This is a genomic window from Streptomyces sp. NPDC005728, from assembly GCF_040630895.1.
Classification (GTDB): domain Bacteria; phylum Actinomycetota; class Actinomycetes; order Streptomycetales; family Streptomycetaceae; genus Streptomyces.
Genome location: NZ_JBEXYL010000135.1, coordinates 1 through 16,365, shown reverse-complemented (window position 1 = coordinate 16,365; position 16,365 = coordinate 1). Strand labels below are relative to the sequence as shown.

The window sequence follows — 16,365 nt, the reverse complement described above, 5'->3', positions numbered from 1 at the left end:
AAAAAGCCGGTCCGCTGATGCGGACCGGCTCTTTCCCGGTGGGCGATACTGGGTTCGAACCAGTGACCTCTTCGGTGTGAACGAAGCGCTCTCCCACTGAGCTAATCGCCCGGGAACGCACTGAACCATACAGGTCCGTGCGGTGTTACTTCAAACCGCTTCGAGGTGGCGCAGCAGTCCGCGCCGCCCGGCCCGCATCATCAGTCGGTGGTTGACCCGGAAGACCGGCCGCCCCGGCACGGCAAGCCGTCTGAGCAGCGGCTTGGTGACCGTCACGACCTGGTCGTAGCGGGCCAGCGTGCCCGCGCCGTCGGCCGTGACCGTCCAGCGGGCCCAGCCCTCGATGTCACCGGACACGGCGATCTCCAGGATGCCGGCAGCCGGGTCGTGGCGTGTCTCGCGGGCGGTGAAGGACATGGTGTACGGCAGCACGGAGCGGATGGTGATGACGCCGGTGCCGTCGTCGCTCCGGGTCACCTCCCGTACCTGCGGCCACCAGCGGGGATAGTCCTCGGGCCGCTCCAGTACCGCGTACACGGCGGCCGGCGGAACGGGCAGGGACCACAGGCTGCGAAAGCGGTAGCTGGACCAGTCCATGGGGAGAGTCTGCCCTGGTGGGCACGTCGATCTGAGTACGTGTACTCATGTGCCGCACAGTGACACGGACCACACTCGGGAAACGAGCGCCGCCGCCCGTGCGACGGCGCTCCCCCCTCCGTCAGCTGGGCATCTTGTCGCCGAGCAGAGCCAGGTTCTCGATGGCGGCGAGGCCGTACAGCGCGGTGTCGTTGGTCGACACCCAGCTCGCCTCGCTCCCCTCGACCAGGGTGGCCGGCCCGGTCAGCTTCTCGGTCTTCCACGGCGAGGACTCGGTGTAGCCGTCGGAGCCGTAGAACTTGGTCCATGCGCGCTTGGCCAGCGCCGCGTCACCGGTCTGTACGGCGGCGTAGGCGTCGAGGCGCGAGTGGCCCTGGAAGAGCAGCAGGGTGCCGAAGTTGCTGCCGTAGCGGGCCGCCTGTTCGGTCTTGGTGGCGTTGAAGTAGCGGCAGTAGTCGAGGTAGGCCTCCTTGAACTTCGGCAGGTCGACCAGGTGGATCAGCTCCGCGCACAGCTCGTTGAGCCCGAAGACCGCCGAGAGGTGCGAGACGGAAACCGCCGGCTTGTCGGCGACAGCGAACCTGCCGGTGTCGATGTCGTACAGGCCGCTGCCCTGGACGAAGCCGTTGGGCTGGGCGGCGATGGTCTCCATGGTGGACAGGACGCGCGCCTTGGCCTTCTCCCACTTCGGGCCCTTGCGCTCCCACTCCGTCAGCCACGCCGACACCAGGCCGCTCCAGTCGGTGCCGAAGCCGATCGACAGGGCGTGCGGGTCGGGGGTGTAGGGGTCGGTGCGGACCTTGCGCAGCGGGTCGAGGACGAGGAAGGTCTCGTCGGAGTCGACGTTGGCGTGCATGAGGTCGCCGACGCGTTCGTCCGCGGTGAGGAAGTAGTAGAAGCGCCGGTAGGTGGTGTTGGCGATGCGCTGCTGCTTGGCGCTGTCGGCGAAGTGCTGCACACCGTGGCGGGTGCCGAGGCCCGCCCACTGGCCGAGGTGGTAGACGTCGACCTCACCGGTGTGCCGGGTCATCGCCTCGGCGAAGCGGAAGATGTCGGAGCGGCCGCTTCTGAGGTACGCGTACCAGAGCCACAGGTCGGGCGACAGTTCGGAGTTGTCCCAGGCGTAGCCGCCGATGTCGTACCGCCACACGTGCCGGGCCGAGTCGTAGGTGTGCATGATGTCGCCGTAGTCCCAGAAGCCGTACCAACGGCGCATCTCCACCTGATCCTTGTAGTAGGTGAAGAGGAAGTCGAGGTGGTCCTCGATCTTCGCCTTGGCGGCGGTGGAGCGGTCCGGCTCGGAGTAGAGGCCGGGGCCGAAGACCTTGGCCTTGATGAGCTGCTGGGGCGGGGCGGCGAGCTGCGGCAGCGTGCGGACGGCCGTCACCTGATCGGCGAGTGTCTCGGCCGCGGGTGTCGACTCGTTGGCCCAGAAGAGGAGTTCGGAGGTGCGGGCGATGCCGTACGGCGTGCCGAACTCCGGTTCGTAGTCCTCGTAGGTGATGTTGAGGCCTTCGAGTTGTTCGGCGTAGGTGTCCTGACCCATGCCGTCGTGGTAGAAGCGCAGGTCCATGGGTTGTGCCTCGGGCGACCAGAGCCAGAGGGTGACCTCGGCCGCGTCGGTGTGGGCGTCACGGATGTCGAGCTGGGCGGGGAACTTCTCCCAGAAGTCCCTGAGGCCGAAGGAGAGTCCGCCGCTCGCGCCGCCGACGTAACCGAAGCCGGAGGCCCGCCGGCCGCCGCCGGCGGTGATCCAGCCGTGGCCCTTCTTGGTGCGCTTGCGCAGGGTGAAGCCGTCGGCGGAGAGTTGAGAGAGGGTGTAGTCGCCCCAGTGCGGGATGTACTGCAGCCGGGTGGTGACCCGCTGGTCCCAGGTGGCCGGGTCGGGCAGCTTCTTGCCCGCGTACTGGGCGGCCTGGACGGCGGCGCCGGGGTCGCGGCGCAGCCCGGTGATGCCCTGGACGGCCTCCCGCAGCAGGCCGGTGCCCTCGCCGCCGATGCGGATGTGCCGGTCGTAGGCCGCGTCCCGCATGGGGACGGTGAACCGTACGCCGAGCCCGCGGACGAAGTCGCCGCTCGCCTTGCCGGGCTCCAGGGTGCCGTCGTAGGTGATGGTGTGGACCATGCGGAAGGAATCGGAGCCGGCGTAGAAGTACAGCCGGATCGAGAACGGCAGCCAACTGCGGTTGCCCTTGCGGTGCTTGCCGTCGACGCGGACCACCGCACGGACCGGGCCGTCCTGTTCGACGGTCACCTCGTCGATCGCACCGTCGAAGCGCTCGGTCCTGACCGCGCCCTGGTCCTCGTCCTCGACCTCGGGCTGCCGGACGAGCACCAGCCGCCCGTTCCTGGCGATCTCGGTCGAGCCCCGGGTGACCGACTTGATGAGGGTCGAGCCGTTCTTGCCGATCTTCGCGGTGATGACGCCGGTGGAGACGTCGATGGTGCCGCCGCTCTTGTCGACGGTCACCTTCTTGTCGGGGGCCTTGGGGGTGCCGGCCGTGAGCGTGAGCTTTCCGGAGCCCGAACCGACCGCGTGCGCGGTCCACTTGAGGGAGCCGTCGGGCCAGTAGGCGAGCGGCCAGGTCTGTACGGGGACGTCCTTGCCGTCGGCGTCCGTGAGCGCGAAGGTCTGGTCCTCCGGGTAGGCGCCCATCGGCCAGGGCACGCCGACCGTGGAGCCGGGCGCGGCGCCAAGGCCGCCGTCCTCCAGCCAGTCCAGGGTCACCGGGTCGGCGCCGTCGGCCGCGGCTCCGGGTGCCGCCTCGGCGTCCTTGGCCCCCAGGGCCCAGCTGAACTGGGCGGCGGCTCCGGCGACGGCGGCCGCCTTCAGGAGGGACCTGCGGGGAATGGGGGACATGGCCGTTCCTTTCCATGCGCGTGCTAGTCAGGGGCATGACAGAGAAAGGGTGCGGCGCCCAGGGCGCCGACCCTGATCGGGGCACCGCCGGATCAGCGGTGCCGGTACCGCTCCTCCACGGCGACGGCCGCCGCCGCGACGGCGCCGAGCACGGGGACCGCCAGCGGTGCGATGAGAAGGGCGGAACAGCAGGTCAGGACCGCTCCGCCGACGAGCAGGAAGGATCCGGCGGGGTCGCGGACGGTGCGTCGGCCGGCGTCGGCGAGCAGAGCGCGCCAACGGCTCCCCGGGGTCCAGACCGCTGCCGCGCGCAGCCCGGCCACGGCGAGGCCCAGCAGCGCGAACAGGCCCACGGCACCGACGAGCGGCCCGCCGGGCAGCCCGGCGCGCACGGCCTGGACGTCCACCCGGGCCAGCACCACCGCGGCCCACCCTGCGACGCCGACCGCCCAGCCACCGCGCAGAGCGGCCCGGAAGTCGACGACGAACTCCCGCAGGCCGCCGCCCTCATGAGCCGTACGACGGCGCAGATGCCGGGCGCCGGCGGCGAAGGCAGCCGGAGCGGTGACCACTCCGAGCGAGGCCACCGCGATCCACACACCGGTGAGCAGGCATTCGGCGAAGACCCCGAACCGCTCGATGAACACGGACTCCCTGCGTGGCTTCACACGCGCTTGAGCCATGGTCCCTGCCTCAGCCCTTCAGTCCGGAGGTCGCCATGCCGTCGATCAGGTACCGCTGGAAGGCGAGGAAGAACAGCAGCACCGGGAGCAGCGCGACCAGGGACATGGCGATCATGCCGCCGTAGTTGGCGGCCACGCCGTCGGAGTCGCGGAACATCATCAGGCCGAGCGAGACCGTGTACTTGCCGGGCTCGTTGAGGTAGATCAGCGGGCCCATGAAGTCGTTCCAGGCGTTGATGAAGGTGAAGATCGCGCTGGTGATCAGCGCGGGCCGGCACAGCGGCAGCACGATCGACCAGTAGATACGCAGGTGGCCGCAGCCGTCGAGCCGGGCGGCCTCGTCCAGCTCGCGGGGCAGGTTGCGCATGAACTGCACCATGAGGAAGACGAAGAAGGCCTCGGTGGCGAGGTACTTGCCGACCAGCAGCGGGGCGTAGCTGTTGATCCAGCCCAGCTTCTGGAACATGACGTACTGCGGGATCAGCAGCACGTGGTACGGCAGCAGGAGCGTGCCGATCATGAGGGAGAACAGCAGGTTGCGCCCGGCGAACCTGATGCGTGCGAAGGCGTACGCGGTCAGCGAGCAGGAGATCAGGACGCCGACGACGGCACCGAGTGCGTAGAAGAGGGAGTTCTGGAAGAAGGTCCGGACGGAGACGTCCGCGATGCCGTCGGCGAGGCCCTTGAAGTTGCCGAGGATCGGGTGGGACGGAAACAGGGTGAGGCTGTTGATGATGTCCTTGCTGGGCTTGAACGAGGCGCCGACGACCCAGACGACCGGGTAGAGGATCACGGCGAGGATCAGCAGGGCGCCGAGATGCCAGGCGAGGGAACCGGTGCGCCTGCGGCCCACGCCCGTGGCCTTCGTGGTGATCGCGCTCATCGGGCGCCCTCCTCGTAGTGCACCCACTTCTTCTGGGACCAGAAGAGGACGGCCGTCACCAGGGCCACGGCGAGCAGCAGCATCCAGGCCATCGCGGAGGCGAAGCCCATCTGGGCGTTCTTGAAGCCCTGCTGGTACAGGTAGCAGGTGTAGACGAGCGTGCCGTCGGCGGGTCCGCAGTAGGTGTTGGAGACGACGTAGGCGGAGCCGAAGATCTGGAACGAGTGGATGGTCTCCAGGAGCACGTTGAAGAAGAGCACCGGGGAGATCATCGGCAGGGTGATGTTCCAGAACTTCCGCAGCGGTCCCGCGCCGTCCATCTCGGCGGCCTCGTACAGCTCCCTGGGCACCTGCTTGAGCCCGGCCAGGAAGATGACCATCGGCGCGCCGAACTGCCAGACGGTGAGCGCCACCAGGCAGTACAGCACCCAGTCCGCGTTGCCGACCCAGCCGCCGACGTGGAAGCCGAGGAAGGTCTGCGTGCGGTCCACGATCGCGTCGTCGGAGAAGAGCGAACGCCACACGAAACCGACCGAGACGCTCGCGCCGATCAGCGAGGGGGCGTAGAAGGCGGCCCGGTAGAAGGCCTGGCCGCGGCGGCTCTGCGCCAGGAGGAGGGCGACGCCGAGGGCGAGCAGCAGCTTCAGCGGGGTGCCGATGACGACGTACTTGGCGGTCACCTCCACCGACTTCTGCCAGCGCGGGTCGTCGAACATCTTGGTGAAGTTGTCGAACCCGATCCACTTCGGGGTGTTGAAGAGGTTGTAGTCGGTGAACGCGAAGTACAGCGAGGCCACCATCGGGCCCGCGGTCAGCAGGAGGAAGCCCGCGATCCACGGGGACATGAAGAGGTAGCCGGCGAGGTTCTCCCGGCGGCGGCCCGGCCGTCCCGCGGTGACGCGGGCGGCCGGGCGTGCCTTGCGGGTGGCGGGCACGGAGTCCTTGACGAGCGTCACGGCACGTCCCATCAGGCCTGGAAGCCGGCCTCGGCCTCGGTGAAGAACTGCTTCACCGCGTCCGTGACCTTGGTCTTGCCCTGGCCGAGGTCGCCGCCGAGGCGCAGGAAGGCGGCCTCGACGGTGTCGGCTCCGGAGGGATGCGGGGTGATCGTGCCGAGGACGCCGGACTTGGCGGTGTCCTCCTCGTACTGCGCGATCTCCTTGCTCACCGTGTCCGTCGGCTTGAACGCCTCGTACTGCTCGGTGCTCGCGAGAATGCCGCGGTCGTACCCCATGATCCTGCCGACCTCGGGGTCGTGGGTCATGAAGTCGATGAACTGGGCGACCTCCTTGGGGTGCGAGGTGCGCGCGGAGGCACTGAGCATCAGGGAGGCCAGGTACTGGCCCGTGTTCTTGCCGTCGGTGGTGGGAATCGGGGCGAGGCCGTAGCTGCTGTCGCCCTCCGCCGAGTACCGGACGGTGAAGTTGTCCCAGGTGAACTCCGAGGCGCCGTGCCCTGCGGAGAGGGAGGACTTGGGCATGTCCTGCTGGACGACCTTCGGGTCGGTGACGATGCCGGCCTTCACGCGGTTGTAGCCGTCCGTCCACCACTCCGTCAGATCGGCCTTGTCGAAACCGAGTCCGCCTTCGGTGAAGAAGGCCTTGCCGTTCTGGCGGAGGTAGAGGTCGTACAGATACATGATGGCGAAGTAGCCGGTGTCCCCGGCGACCTTCGTCCTGTCGTGAATGGTCTTCAGGGCCTTGAAGTACTCGTCCCAGGTCCAGCCCTGCTGCGGCTCGACGCCCGCCTTCTGGAAGACCTTCTTGTCGATGACGAGTGCCATGGTGTTGGAACCGACGGGAATTCCGAGCTGTTTGCCGTCGACCTCGCCGACCTTCGTGACACCCTCGCGGAAGTGATCGAGGCTCAGATTGCCTGCCTGCACCTGGGACTTGAGGTCGAGCAGAATTCCTCGCTTGTCGTACTTCCGAAGAAATCCGACGGCGTTCTGGAAAACGTCCGGGGGATTTCCGCCGGCCGCCTGCGTCTGGAACTTCTCCCAGAACGACAGGTACGTCTGGAAGTCGGTCTTGACCTTGATCTTCGGGTACTTCTTCTCGAAGAGCGCGACGGTCTGGTTGATCTTCTTGGCCCGCTCCTCGGCACCCCACCACGAGTAACGGATCGTCACCGTCCCGTTCCCGGAACCGCTGTCGCCGCCGCACCCGGTCGTCGCGGCGAGTCCGAGCGCGGCCGCCGAGGCCCCGGCCGCCTTCAGGATCGTACGCCTCTCAAGATTCCTGCTGGTTCCCACAGTCGGGCCCTCCCCGCAGCGTCGTTGCCGCCGTCATGAATCGTTTCAAGTAAGCGCTTGCTGGCACAAGTTACGGAGGGCCCAGGGGTGCGTCAATGATTCGGACAGGAATTTCTTCGCGGCGGCGCCCCGGATCCAGGGCGTCCGGGAGGGGTACGACGGCGGGCGGGCCGGCTGATTGCGCAGGTGAGAGGGGTCTGCGTCAGGCGGACAGGGACGCGAGCCGGTCGATCAGGAGCCGGTTGGTTTCCGCGGGGCGTTCCTGCTGGACGAAGTGGCCGCAGCCGTCGAGGACGTGCGAGCCGACGAGGCCCGGCAGAGTGGCCGGAAACGCCTCGATCGCGTCGACCAGCCACCCGAGGGACGCATCGAGGGCGCCGCCGACGAACAGCGACGGCTGGGTGAGGGGGCGCCCTCGAAGCGGGCCAGGTCCGTCCAGTCCCGGTCCATGTTCCGGTAGCGGTTCAGCGCCCCGGTCAGGCCGGTCCGTTCGAACTCTCCGGCGAGAACGTCGAGGTCGCGCTCGCTCAGCCAGTCCGGCAGCCGGCCGGCCGGGAAACGCTCGCGCAGCGTCCCGCCGCGGCTGACGAAGTGCGGGTCCGGGGCTCCGGGTGCGGGCATGGTGCCGGCGGACAGAGCCGCGTGGAAGCCCGCGAGCCAGCCGCGCACATCGGGCTCGATCTCCGCCTCGGCGCGGCCCGGCTGCTGGAAGTAGGACACGTAGAACTCCTCCTCGCCGCCCATCCGCGCGAACACCTCACTGGGCCGCGGACCACCGGGCGGGGTGTACGGCACGCCCAGCAGTGCCACGGCGCGGAACGCATCGGTCCTGGTCAGCGCGGAGGCAGCAGCGATGGTGGCACCCCAGTCGTGCCCGCCGACCACGGCGGACCGGTCCCCCAAGGCGTCCACCACGGCAACGTTGTCCGCCACCAGGTCGAGCATCCCGTACGCCTCCACGGCCTCAGGCCGTGAGGAGCGGCCGCAGCCGCGGACGTCGACGGCCACCGTGCGGCAGCCCGCAGCGGCCAGCTCCGGCAACTGGTGGCGCCAGCCGTACCAGGACTCCGGAAACCCGTGCACCAGCAGCACCAGCAGCCCGCTGCCCTGCTCCACCAGGTGGACCCGGCCGGCCGGCGAGGGCACCAGGCGGTGAGTGAGGGCTTCGGCAACCTGCGACATGGGTCCTCCTGGAAGCGGGGATGCGTCTACGGGCCTTCGCGCGGAGTCGGGCCTTCGCGCGGAGTCGGGCCTTCGCGCGGAGTCGGATCCCGCTGGCGAGGCACGCCCGCGGGCAGAGCCCTGCGCATCCGGCGAGGCCGCCTGCGGGCCCAGCTGCGTCCGCAGGCAAGGCTGGGCACCGGCCCGACCAGGGCCCGCCGACGAGGCTGGGTGAGGGCACACAGTCCCGCTGGCGAAGCCGGGGACGGCCCAGCCCGATCCCGCTGGCGAGGCCGGGTGAAGGCCCACAGTCCCGCTGGTGAGGCCGGGTGAAGGCCCACAGTCCCGCTGGTGAGGCCGGGTGAAGGCCCACAGCCAGGCCCCGCCGACGAAGCCGGGCACGGGCCCGGCCAGGCCCCACCGACGGGACCGGGTGAAGGCCCACAGTCCCGCTGTCGAAGCCGGGCACCGGCCCAACCGGGTCTTGCCGACGAAGCCGGGTGAAAGCCCGCAGCCAGGTCCGGTCGGAGAGGCCGGGTGAAGGCCCACAACCAGGTCCCACCGGTGAAGCCGGATGCCGGGGCTCAGTCGGCCCCGGCGGAGCTGCCTGCGGTGCCGTCGGGTGTGGCCCCGCAGCAACGATCATCCACCGGACGGCGTAACTCTCACGATGACTTTTTCCGGTTCGGCAACATGCGGGCGGAGCGGGGTCGGCACCGGCCGTTTCTCCGCCGGCCGGGCGTGTCGAGGGGGCCTACACACGACGACGGCCCACCTGCTGTTCGCAGGCGGGCCGTCGGTCCGGGTGGGCGATACTGGGTTCGAACCAGTGACCTCTTCGGTGTGAACGAAGCGCTCTCCCACTGAGCTAATCGCCCGGACGCAGGAAGAACATTACCCCATGTCAGGGGGTGCCTCCGACCAGGGGCAGGACCCGCCTGCGGCGGCGCGGCCCCTGGTGCCGGATCACTGGTCCTTGATCTTCCACGGCATCACGATGCCGAACTTCCACAGGTAGAACCCGGCCAGCGCACCTACGATCACCAGGCCGATCACGGTCAGCGTGATGTTCCGGCGCCGCACCCTGGGATCGAGGGCCCGCTGGGCCGCCTCGGTGACCTTGCGCTTCGTCCAGCGCAGCACGAGCTGGGCCCAGACGAACTCGGTCGCCCAGATCGCCATGCCCCCGAAGATCACCACCCAGCCCGGGCCGGGCAGCGGAAGCATGATGATGCCGGCCACGACGACCGCGAGGCCGACCACGAAGACGCCGACCTGCCAGCTCAGGTGCAGGGCCCGGCGGGCCTTGATGAATTCCGGCGCCCTGGAGCCGAGTCCCCGCTCGGACTGCTCCTCGCCCGCCTTCGCCTTCTCCGCCGCCACGGCGACCTGCCCCGGTTCGTCACTCCCCGTATTCATGCAGCCAAACCCTACCCGAGTGAATCCGGTCACTGAAATGGTCGTAGGTCGCGTACGAGTTCTCGGCCGGAAGAGTTACGTAAAGACACGCAAAACCCTCAGAGGGGTTTACAACGGCACCGTAGGTGGCATGTCGATTTCGCCGACGTGCGAATCCCCGAGCGCACACTGAGCGAAAGGCCCTGGCGCTTATGAACACCACGGTCAGCTGCGAGCTGCACCTGCGCCTCGTTGTGTCGAGCGAGTCCTCCCTGCCTGTCCCCGCAGGCCTGCGGTACGACACGGCCGACCCCTACGCCGTGCACGCCACCTTCCACACCGGAGCCGAGGAGACCGTCGAGTGGGTGTTCGCCCGCGACCTCCTCGCCGAGGGGCTGCACCGCCCCACCGGCACCGGCGACGTCCGCGTCTGGCCATCCCGCAGTCATGGTCAGGGCGTCGTGTGCATCGCCCTCAGCTCCCCGGAAGGAGAAGCTCTGCTCGAGGCCCCGGCGCGGGCCCTGGAGTCCTTCCTGAAGCGAACCGACGCCGCCGTGCCGCCCGGCACGGAACACCGGCACTTCGATCTGGATCAGGAGCTCTCGCACATCCTGGCGGAGAGCTAGGTCGCGTCTCTCGAAGCCGCCCGGCGCCGTCCACTCGGGGAGACGGCTCGGGCCAAGACAACCGCATACGGCACAGACCAGCGCCGTCACCGTGAGTGTTCGCGGGGCGGCGCCGGCCTGTTCTGCGGCCGCGGCGAGGCATAGGGTCGGGGCACAGGACGGTCCCGGGAACCGCCGAGGACACGGAGGCGTTCTACCGGGCAGTCATCGGTGGAGCCGAACCCGGTGCGGTGGGCGTGGTTGTCGCTACCATCGGCCAGCATCGGCGGGCGCCCGCCCGACCCCCCAGGCCAGGGAGCGAAACGTGCTGATCACCCACGACACCCGGTGTGCCCTCGACACCGTGGTGGATCTGGTGAACACCGTGCCGGAGGACGACACGGCGGCGGACGGACTGCCGGATGTCGCGGCTCTCACCGATTTCGTGCGAAGCCACGAAATCAGCGATGTCGGGGTGCTGTCGGAGTTCGACCTGTCGGCCGTGCGCAAGGTCCGGGGCCGGTTCGCGGGGATCTTCGCGGCCCCGGACGCCCGGTCCGCCGCCGGGATGATCAACGAGCTGATCGCCGCGGCCGGGACCACCCCGCGCCTCACGGACCACGACGGCTACGACTGGCATGTGCACTACTTCGCCCCCGGCGCCTCCGTCGCCGACCACCTCGCCGCGGACTGCGGTATGGCGCTCGCGTTCTTCGTGGTGGCCGGAGAGCAGGAGCGGCTGCGGCGCTGCGAGGCGCCGGACTGCCGGCGCGCCTTCGTGGACCTCTCCCGCAACCGCTCGCGCCGCTACTGCGACAGCCGCACCTGCGGGAACCGGCTGCATGTGGCGGCCTACCGGGCGAGGCGCAAGGAAGCGGCGGGCTGACCCCCGAACCGCCGGGGCGACGTCGGCCCCGGCGGGTGGCGCCGGGACTGACGTGTACGGCTCACAGCAACAGCAGGTCGTGCAGCGCAGCCATGAGGAGCAGACACCCGATCACCGCAAGGAAGATCATCAGCGGTGGCTGGGATAGGGCGAAGAGGCACCCGCGCGGCTCGTCCTTCGGCGGCGCGGCCTCGCTCTGTCTCGTGTCCAGCATCTCGCGGTGATGATGACCCAGGGTGTGCCCCCTTGGCGATCAACACACCCTCCGAGTGCCGTACCTCACCGATTTCCGTACCGGCCGTAGCGACTTGCTTCCGTTTGTGAACGGTTTCAGGTCATATGCCGTGCTTCTTGAGGATGGCCTCGATGTCGCTGAAGTCGTCGGCGGAGCTGGTCGGGCGTGGGGCCGCGGCGGGCCGCGATGCGGGGCTCTTACCCGCATCGAGCGAGGGTGCGGAGGCCGCCGGGGCCACCGCGTCGGACCGGCCGCTCCGGGCGGCCTTGCGCTCGGCCCGGGTACCGCCGCGTCGGCGCTCGACGGCACGCGTGCCCGCGAAGAGCAGCCAGGCCGCGCCCAGCACGCCGAAGCCCGCCCAGGCCGTCGGGCTGAAGGCGGTGTCGGCGAGCCAGCCGACGACCCCGGTCATCACCAGGCCGACCGGCACCAGCGAGTACGACGCGATGCGCGCGGCCGAGAGGAAACGCTTGCGGTAGGCGGTGACCACCGCGATGCCCAGGCCCGCCGCGGACACGGCGGAGCAGACGGTCTCGGCAATCATCCGGTCCTCCTGGCGGGCTCGGTCGAACGGCAGGGAACGCAGGGCACCGGCAGGGTGCACTTCGTCCCTTCCATCCTGCACCGACCGGTCCGTGCGATGCCATGCTCCGGGCCGAGATCAGGGACATCTCCGGGTCGCCTCCTCCTGGGGGACCGGTCCGCCGGCACCGGCCCCACCGGGCACGGCGGCCGGGCGTGCCGTACTGTCCCGATTGGGTGGCCCGTGCCCGGCCTGGAAGACTGGTGCGCATGAGCGACTCCTCCCCCGCACGCACCGAACCCCTCGTCCTCGACGTCTGGTGCGAACTCCAGTGCCCCGACTGCCGCGGCGCCCTGGGCGACGTCCGCGCCCTGCGCGCCCGCTACGGCGACCGACTGGAGCTGCGGCTGCGGCACTTCCCGCTGGAGAAGCACAAGCACGCCTTCGCCGCGGCCCAGGCCGCCGAGGAGGCCCTGGAGCAGGGGCAGGGCTGGCCGTACGTCGAGGCGGTCCTCGGGCGGGTCGAGGAACTGGACCGTAAGGGGGAACCCTTCCTGGTCGAGGTGGCCCGTGAACTCGGGCTGGACGCCGAGGAGTTCGACACCTCGCTGATCGACGGCCGGCACATCCTGATCGTCGACGCCGACCAGGCCGAGGGCAAGGCGATCGGTGTGACCGGCACGCCGACCTACGTCATCGGCGGCGAACGCCTCGACGGCGGCAAGGGCCAGCAGGGCCTGCGCGAGCGCATCGAGGAGATCGCGGACCGGCTGCTGGCCGGGGAGGCCTGACCCCGATCCCTACAGCAGCGGCTTGATGAACGCGCTGCGCGTCGTCTCGTAGCCGAGTGACTCGTACAGCCGCTCGGCCGGGGCGTTGCCCGCGAACACGTTGAGCCCGAGGACTAGCCGGCCGGAGCCGACCGCCTGGCGCTCGGCCAGCAGCATGAGCGTACGGCCGTGCCCGCGGCCGCGGTGGGCCGCGTCGGCCTCGACGTCGAAGACGAACGCCTTGGTCTCCTGAAGGGCCAGCCACAGGGTGCCCACGCGTGTCCCCTCGTGTTCCAGAACGCTGAAGACCATGCCGTCGCTCTCCAGGCCGCGCGGCAGCAGCATCTCGTGGTCCCGGCGGGACTTGGCGTACGCATCCGCCTCGGGCACGCCCTGCTCGATCCACTCCCGGGCGTACTGTTCGGACTCGTACTCCTGCCACGCGTCGAACTCGGCCGGGGTCATTGGCCGCGCGTCGCTGCCCGGCGGCAGTTCGGGCGGCGTGTCCCCGAGACGTTTCTCCATGCCGCGGTTGCGCAGCGTGTAGCCGAGGGCGCCTACGAGCCTCAGTGCGGCCTCCGCCTCGGCGGGGACCAGGACCTCGATCCGGCTGCACCCCCAGCTGCGGGCCACTTCCTCCGCCGCTAGCGCGGCCACCGTGCCCCGGCCGCGGCGCCGGTCCGGCTCGGCTATCCGCAGGTTGATGATGCGGGCCACCGAGGCGCCGAGGGACGGCGAGGTGCCGAGGTGGATCTTGCCGACGGGACGGCTGTTCACACACACCTGGTAGCGGCGTGAACGGGTCCCGTCGGGGTGCTGCTGAAGCGGCTCGGCCGGCCGCAGGGTCGTCGTCATCACGGGTGTTCTACCCGCTCCCGAGCCCCGGGTCAGCCGAATTATCCCGCGTTCGTCAGGGGTCCAGGTCCTCGCCGGACCGCTCGTCGAAGATCCGCATCGCCTTGGCGGTCACCGGCCCGGGAGCACCGGGCAGTTCCCGGCCGTCGACGCGGTGCACGGCCTGGACGTCCCGCAGGGTGGAGGTGAGGAAGACCTCCTCGGCCCTCTCCAGCACGTCCAGCGGCAGGTCGGCCTCCTTGGCGCCGGTCCACTCGACGGCCAGGGCCCTGGTGATGCCGGCAAGGCAGCCGGAGGCGACCGGTGGGGTGTGGATCTGGCCGTCCAGGACGACGAAGACGTTCGACCCGGTGCCCTCGCAGAGCTGCCCGACCGTGTTGCCGAACAGCGCCTCGGAGGCACCGTGTTGGTGGGCGCGGGCGAGGGCGACGACGTTCTCGGCGTACGAGGTGGTCTTCAGGCCGGCGAGGGCGCTGCGCTCGTTGCGGGTCCACGGCACGGTGATCACGGCGGTGCGGTCGGGGCGGCGGGTGGTCTCGCCGAGAGCGACCACCAGGGTGGGGCCGCGGTCGCCGCGGTCGGAGCCCAGGGGGCCGTGACCGCCGGTGTAGGTGATGCGCAGCCGGCCCAGCGGCATCGGGTTGGCCTCCAGAACGGCCGTGCAGGCGCGGCGGATCTCGTCGTGGTCGGGGTCGGGCAGGCCGAGGCCGCAGGCCGAGCGGGTCAGCCGGTCGAGGTGGCGGGTGAGCGCGAAGGGCCGCCCGTCGACGGCCTTCAGCGTCTCGAAGATGCCGTCACCGACGGTCAGCCCGTGGTCGAAGACGGAGACACGGGCGGACTCCATGTCCTGCAGCCTGCCGTCCAGCCAGATCCTCATGTGAGAGCTCCTTCGCCCATTCCCGAGCTGCTCGCCCCGTATTCCTCGTACGCCCCCGACGCTACCGCGAGCAGCCGGGACGCCTTCAGTTCGGTCTCCCGCCACTCCCCCTCGGGATCGGATCCCCAGGTGATGCCGGCGCCGGTGCCGAAGCGCAGCACTGCCTCATCCGGGGAGGGCCGGTCGATCCAGAACGTGCGGATGCCCACGGCCAGCTCGCCGACGCCCCGGTCGGCGTCGACCCAGCCGATGCCGCCGCAGTACGGGCCGCGCGGCGCGGTCTCCAGGGCCTCGATGATCCTGAGGGCGCTCGACTTGGGGGCGCCGGTGACCGAGCCGGGCGGGAAGGCGGCGGCCAGCAGGTCCGGCCAGCCGGCGCCGTCGCGCAGCTCGCCGTGGACGGTGGAGACCAGATGGACCAGGCCGGGATGCTTCTCGACGGCGCACAGGTCGGGGACGGTCACGCTGCCGGTGGCGCAGACGCGCCCGATGTCGTTGCGGACCAGGTCCACGATCATGACGTTCTCGGCGTAGTCCTTCTCCAGGAGGTCCGCCTCGGTGCGCCCGGTGCCCTTGATGGGGCCGGACTCGACGGCACGGCCGTCCCTGCGCAGGAACAGCTCGGGCGAGGCGGTGGCGATCTCCACGCCGTGCTCCGGCAACCGGATCGTGCCCGCGTACGGCGCGGGGTTGCCCCGGGCCAGGAGCGCGGTCAGGGCGTCCACGTCGGCGTCCGGTGCGAGGGGCCCGCTGAGCACCCGGCAGAGGTTCGCCTGGTAGACATCGCCGGCCGCGATGTGCTCGCGGATCCGGCGGACGCCCGACTCGTACACGGCGCGGTCGAGGGAAGAGGTCCAGTCCCCCGCCGCCGGTCCGTGCCAGCCGCCCGGCACCGGAGCGGGCACCGGTTCCTCCCGTACGTCCGCGAAGCGTGCGCAGGTCAGCCGGCCCTCGAAGTCCGCGCAGACGGCCCAGAAGCCGGCGGAGTCCAGGGCGGCCGGATCGTCCGTGACGTCGAGGAGACCGGTGGCGAGGCGGTCGCCGAAGCGGGCGAGAGGAGGGAGGCGGGAAGGGAGGTCGAGCACGTGGTCGAGTCTAGGGCGGGTGGCCGAAAGGTGGCCCGGGCATGTCCCTCCGGGGGTGCTGACCACGACGTCCGTCGGGTGTACCGCAGCACGCTGCGCAAACGCGTTTTTGTACTGGCCCGGGAATCCGCTAGAGTTCAACACGTCGCCGGGACGCGGAAGCGGACCGAAACGACAGGCGGACGTAGCTCAGTTGGTAGAGCGCAACCTTGCCAAGGTTGAGGTCGCGAGTTCGAGCCTCGTCGTCCGCTCGAAGGAAGAAGGGGTCTTCCCGATCCCCTACACTCCTGGTGGAGTGGCCGAGAGGCGAGGCAACGGCCTGCAAAGCCGTCTACACGGGTTCAAATCCCGTCTCCACCTCCAAGGACGATTAGCTCAGCGGGAGAGCGCTTCCCTGACACGGAAGAGGTCACTGGTTCAATCCCAGTATCGTCCACTGGATCTTCTGCAAGATCCTTGCCCGCGCGATTAGCTCAGCGGGAGAGCGCTTCCCTGACACGGAAGAGGTCACTGGTTCAATCCCAGTATCGCGCACGCAGTGCCCATGATCCGCTCCACGGAGTGACATCACAGTGATCGTGGTCCCGAGGACGATTAGCTCAGCGGGAGAGCGCTTCCCTGACACGGAAGAGGTCACTGGTTCAATCCCAGTATCGTCCACACACCGGAAAGCCCCCGGCCGTCTCGTACGGC

At 69.8% G+C, this 16,365-nt stretch carries 15 protein-coding genes, 7 tRNA genes and 1 pseudogene; 8 read left to right on the top strand and 15 right to left on the bottom strand.

Annotated features, from left to right (window positions below):
• Nucleotides 1–39: 39 nt before the first annotated feature.
• The 10 genes and pseudogenes from ABZ471_RS43415 to ABZ471_RS43370 all read right to left on the bottom strand — a co-directional run bounded on the left by ABZ471_RS43415 (nt 40) and on the right by ABZ471_RS43370 (nt 9,857).
• Nucleotides 40–111: transfer RNA gene (locus ABZ471_RS43415), tRNA-Val, on the bottom strand.
• 39 nt (nt 112–150) lie between these two features.
• Complete coding sequence (locus ABZ471_RS43410; RefSeq protein ID WP_359074679.1) at nt 151–597, bottom strand: SRPBCC family protein; 447 nt, start codon at nt 595–597, stop codon at nt 151–153.
• 121 nt (nt 598–718) lie between these two features.
• A complete protein-coding gene (locus ABZ471_RS43405) occupies nt 719–3,457 on the bottom strand; it encodes a Tat pathway signal sequence domain protein (protein ID WP_359074678.1) in 2,739 nt (912 codons plus the stop codon).
• A 92-nt stretch (nt 3,458–3,549) separates the two neighbouring features.
• Nucleotides 3,550–4,140, bottom strand: a complete 591-nt coding sequence (locus ABZ471_RS43400; protein ID WP_359074677.1) for a hypothetical protein — start codon at nt 4,138–4,140, stop codon at nt 3,550–3,552.
• Between the two features lie 10 nt (nt 4,141–4,150).
• Nucleotides 4,151–5,023: a carbohydrate ABC transporter permease gene (locus ABZ471_RS43395; protein WP_359074676.1), complete on the bottom strand. Its 873-nt coding sequence runs from the start codon at nt 5,021–5,023 to the stop codon at nt 4,151–4,153.
• The gene (locus ABZ471_RS43390) at nt 5,020–5,979 is read right to left on the bottom strand and encodes a sugar ABC transporter permease (protein ID WP_359074675.1); all 960 of its coding nucleotides are present in this window, start codon (nt 5,977–5,979) and stop codon (nt 5,020–5,022) included. Before ABZ471_RS43390 ends, ABZ471_RS43395 begins: the two co-directional genes overlap by 4 nt.
• An 11-nt stretch (nt 5,980–5,990) precedes the next feature.
• Nucleotides 5,991–7,277 (bottom strand): extracellular solute-binding protein, encoded by a 1,287-nt coding sequence (locus ABZ471_RS43385; RefSeq protein ID WP_359074674.1) that lies wholly within the window; start codon nt 7,275–7,277, stop codon nt 5,991–5,993.
• A gap of 202 nt (nt 7,278–7,479) precedes the next feature.
• Nucleotides 7,480–8,459, bottom strand: a pseudogene (locus ABZ471_RS43380) (alpha/beta hydrolase).
• Nucleotides 8,460–9,244: 785 nt separating this feature from the next.
• Nucleotides 9,245–9,316 (bottom strand) — tRNA-Val (locus tag ABZ471_RS43375).
• 88 nt (nt 9,317–9,404) lie between these two features.
• A complete protein-coding gene (locus tag ABZ471_RS43370) occupies nt 9,405–9,857 on the bottom strand; it encodes a TIGR02611 family protein (RefSeq protein ID WP_359074673.1) in 453 nt (150 codons plus the stop codon).
• 191 nt (nt 9,858–10,048) lie between these two features.
• Between ABZ471_RS43370 and ABZ471_RS43365 the strand changes: the two genes are divergently transcribed.
• Both ABZ471_RS43365 and ABZ471_RS43360 read left to right on the top strand, forming a co-directional pair.
• Nucleotides 10,049–10,462, top strand: a complete 414-nt coding sequence (locus ABZ471_RS43365) for an SsgA family sporulation/cell division regulator (RefSeq protein WP_004002642.1) — start codon at nt 10,049–10,051, stop codon at nt 10,460–10,462.
• A gap of 304 nt (nt 10,463–10,766) precedes the next feature.
• Nucleotides 10,767–11,327 carry a CGNR zinc finger domain-containing protein gene (locus ABZ471_RS43360; protein ID WP_359074672.1) on the top strand — a complete coding sequence of 187 codons (561 nt, stop codon included), beginning with the start codon at nt 10,767–10,769 and terminating at the stop codon, nt 11,325–11,327.
• A 61-nt stretch (nt 11,328–11,388) separates the two neighbouring features.
• On the opposite strand, the gene ABZ471_RS43355 is transcribed toward ABZ471_RS43360, so the two are convergent.
• Complete coding sequence (locus ABZ471_RS43355; RefSeq protein ID WP_165289388.1) at nt 11,389–11,541, bottom strand: hypothetical protein; 153 nt, start codon at nt 11,539–11,541, stop codon at nt 11,389–11,391.
• Between the two features lie 121 nt (nt 11,542–11,662).
• Nucleotides 11,663–12,106 carry a hypothetical protein gene (locus tag ABZ471_RS43350; RefSeq protein ID WP_359074671.1) on the bottom strand — a complete coding sequence of 148 codons (444 nt, stop codon included), beginning with the start codon at nt 12,104–12,106 and terminating at the stop codon, nt 11,663–11,665.
• 248 nt (nt 12,107–12,354) lie between these two features.
• Here ABZ471_RS43350 and ABZ471_RS43345 point away from each other — a divergent pair, with 248 nt between their 5' ends.
• On the top strand, nt 12,355–12,876 hold the full coding sequence (locus ABZ471_RS43345) for a DsbA family protein (protein WP_359074670.1): 522 nt from the start codon (nt 12,355–12,357) through the stop codon (nt 12,874–12,876).
• 9 nt (nt 12,877–12,885) lie between these two features.
• On the opposite strand, the gene ABZ471_RS43340 is transcribed toward ABZ471_RS43345, so the two are convergent.
• Genes ABZ471_RS43340 through ABZ471_RS43330 form a run of 3 tightly spaced genes read right to left on the bottom strand, consistent with a single transcriptional unit; the run spans nt 12,886 to nt 15,672 of the window.
• Nucleotides 12,886–13,710: a GNAT family N-acetyltransferase gene (locus ABZ471_RS43340; protein ID WP_359074669.1), complete on the bottom strand. Its 825-nt coding sequence runs from the start codon at nt 13,708–13,710 to the stop codon at nt 12,886–12,888.
• A gap of 55 nt (nt 13,711–13,765) precedes the next feature.
• Nucleotides 13,766–14,587 (bottom strand): aminodeoxychorismate lyase, encoded by an 822-nt coding sequence (locus ABZ471_RS43335; RefSeq protein ID WP_359074668.1) that lies wholly within the window; start codon nt 14,585–14,587, stop codon nt 13,766–13,768.
• Nucleotides 14,584–15,672: a chorismate-binding protein gene (locus ABZ471_RS43330; RefSeq protein WP_359074667.1), complete on the bottom strand. Its 1,089-nt coding sequence runs from the start codon at nt 15,670–15,672 to the stop codon at nt 14,584–14,586. The genes ABZ471_RS43335 and ABZ471_RS43330 overlap by 4 nt, the downstream gene beginning before the upstream one ends.
• Before the next feature lie 178 nt (nt 15,673–15,850).
• Here ABZ471_RS43330 and ABZ471_RS43325 point away from each other — a divergent pair.
• From ABZ471_RS43325 to ABZ471_RS43305, 5 genes are all read left to right on the top strand, one after another.
• Nucleotides 15,851–15,923 (top strand) — tRNA-Gly (locus tag ABZ471_RS43325).
• A gap of 38 nt (nt 15,924–15,961) precedes the next feature.
• Nucleotides 15,962–16,035, top strand: a tRNA-Cys gene (locus tag ABZ471_RS43320).
• A 1-nt stretch (nt 16,036) separates the two neighbouring features.
• Nucleotides 16,037–16,108 (top strand) — tRNA-Val (locus tag ABZ471_RS43315).
• A gap of 26 nt (nt 16,109–16,134) precedes the next feature.
• Nucleotides 16,135–16,206, top strand: a tRNA-Val gene (locus tag ABZ471_RS43310).
• A gap of 54 nt (nt 16,207–16,260) precedes the next feature.
• Nucleotides 16,261–16,332, top strand: a tRNA-Val gene (locus ABZ471_RS43305).
• Nucleotides 16,333–16,365 lie beyond the last annotated feature (33 nt).

Bases quoted from the DNA above. Each gene is read 5' to 3' on its own strand.
- ABZ471_RS43400 (WP_359074677.1), bottom strand. From the start codon at position 4,140: ATGGCTCAAGCGCGTGTGAAGCCACGCAGGGAGTCCGTGTTCATCGAG.
- ABZ471_RS43350 (WP_359074671.1), bottom strand. From the start codon at position 12,106: ATGATTGCCGAGACCGTCTGCTCCGCCGTGTCCGCGGCGGGCCTGGGC.
- ABZ471_RS43345 (WP_359074670.1), top strand. From the start codon at position 12,355: ATGAGCGACTCCTCCCCCGCACGCACCGAACCCCTCGTCCTCGACGTC.
- ABZ471_RS43355 (WP_165289388.1), bottom strand. From the start codon at position 11,541: ATGCTGGACACGAGACAGAGCGAGGCCGCGCCGCCGAAGGACGAGCCG.
- ABZ471_RS43395 (WP_359074676.1), bottom strand. From the start codon at position 5,023: ATGAGCGCGATCACCACGAAGGCCACGGGCGTGGGCCGCAGGCGCACC.
- ABZ471_RS43405 (WP_359074678.1), bottom strand. From the start codon at position 3,457: ATGTCCCCCATTCCCCGCAGGTCCCTCCTGAAGGCGGCCGCCGTCGCC.
- ABZ471_RS43335 (WP_359074668.1), bottom strand. From the start codon at position 14,587: ATGAGGATCTGGCTGGACGGCAGGCTGCAGGACATGGAGTCCGCCCGT.
- ABZ471_RS43365 (WP_004002642.1), top strand. From the start codon at position 10,049: ATGAACACCACGGTCAGCTGCGAGCTGCACCTGCGCCTCGTTGTGTCG.
- ABZ471_RS43370 (WP_359074673.1), bottom strand. From the start codon at position 9,857: ATGAATACGGGGAGTGACGAACCGGGGCAGGTCGCCGTGGCGGCGGAG.
- ABZ471_RS43410 (WP_359074679.1), bottom strand. From the start codon at position 597: ATGGACTGGTCCAGCTACCGCTTTCGCAGCCTGTGGTCCCTGCCCGTT.
- ABZ471_RS43340 (WP_359074669.1), bottom strand. From the start codon at position 13,710: ATGACGACGACCCTGCGGCCGGCCGAGCCGCTTCAGCAGCACCCCGAC.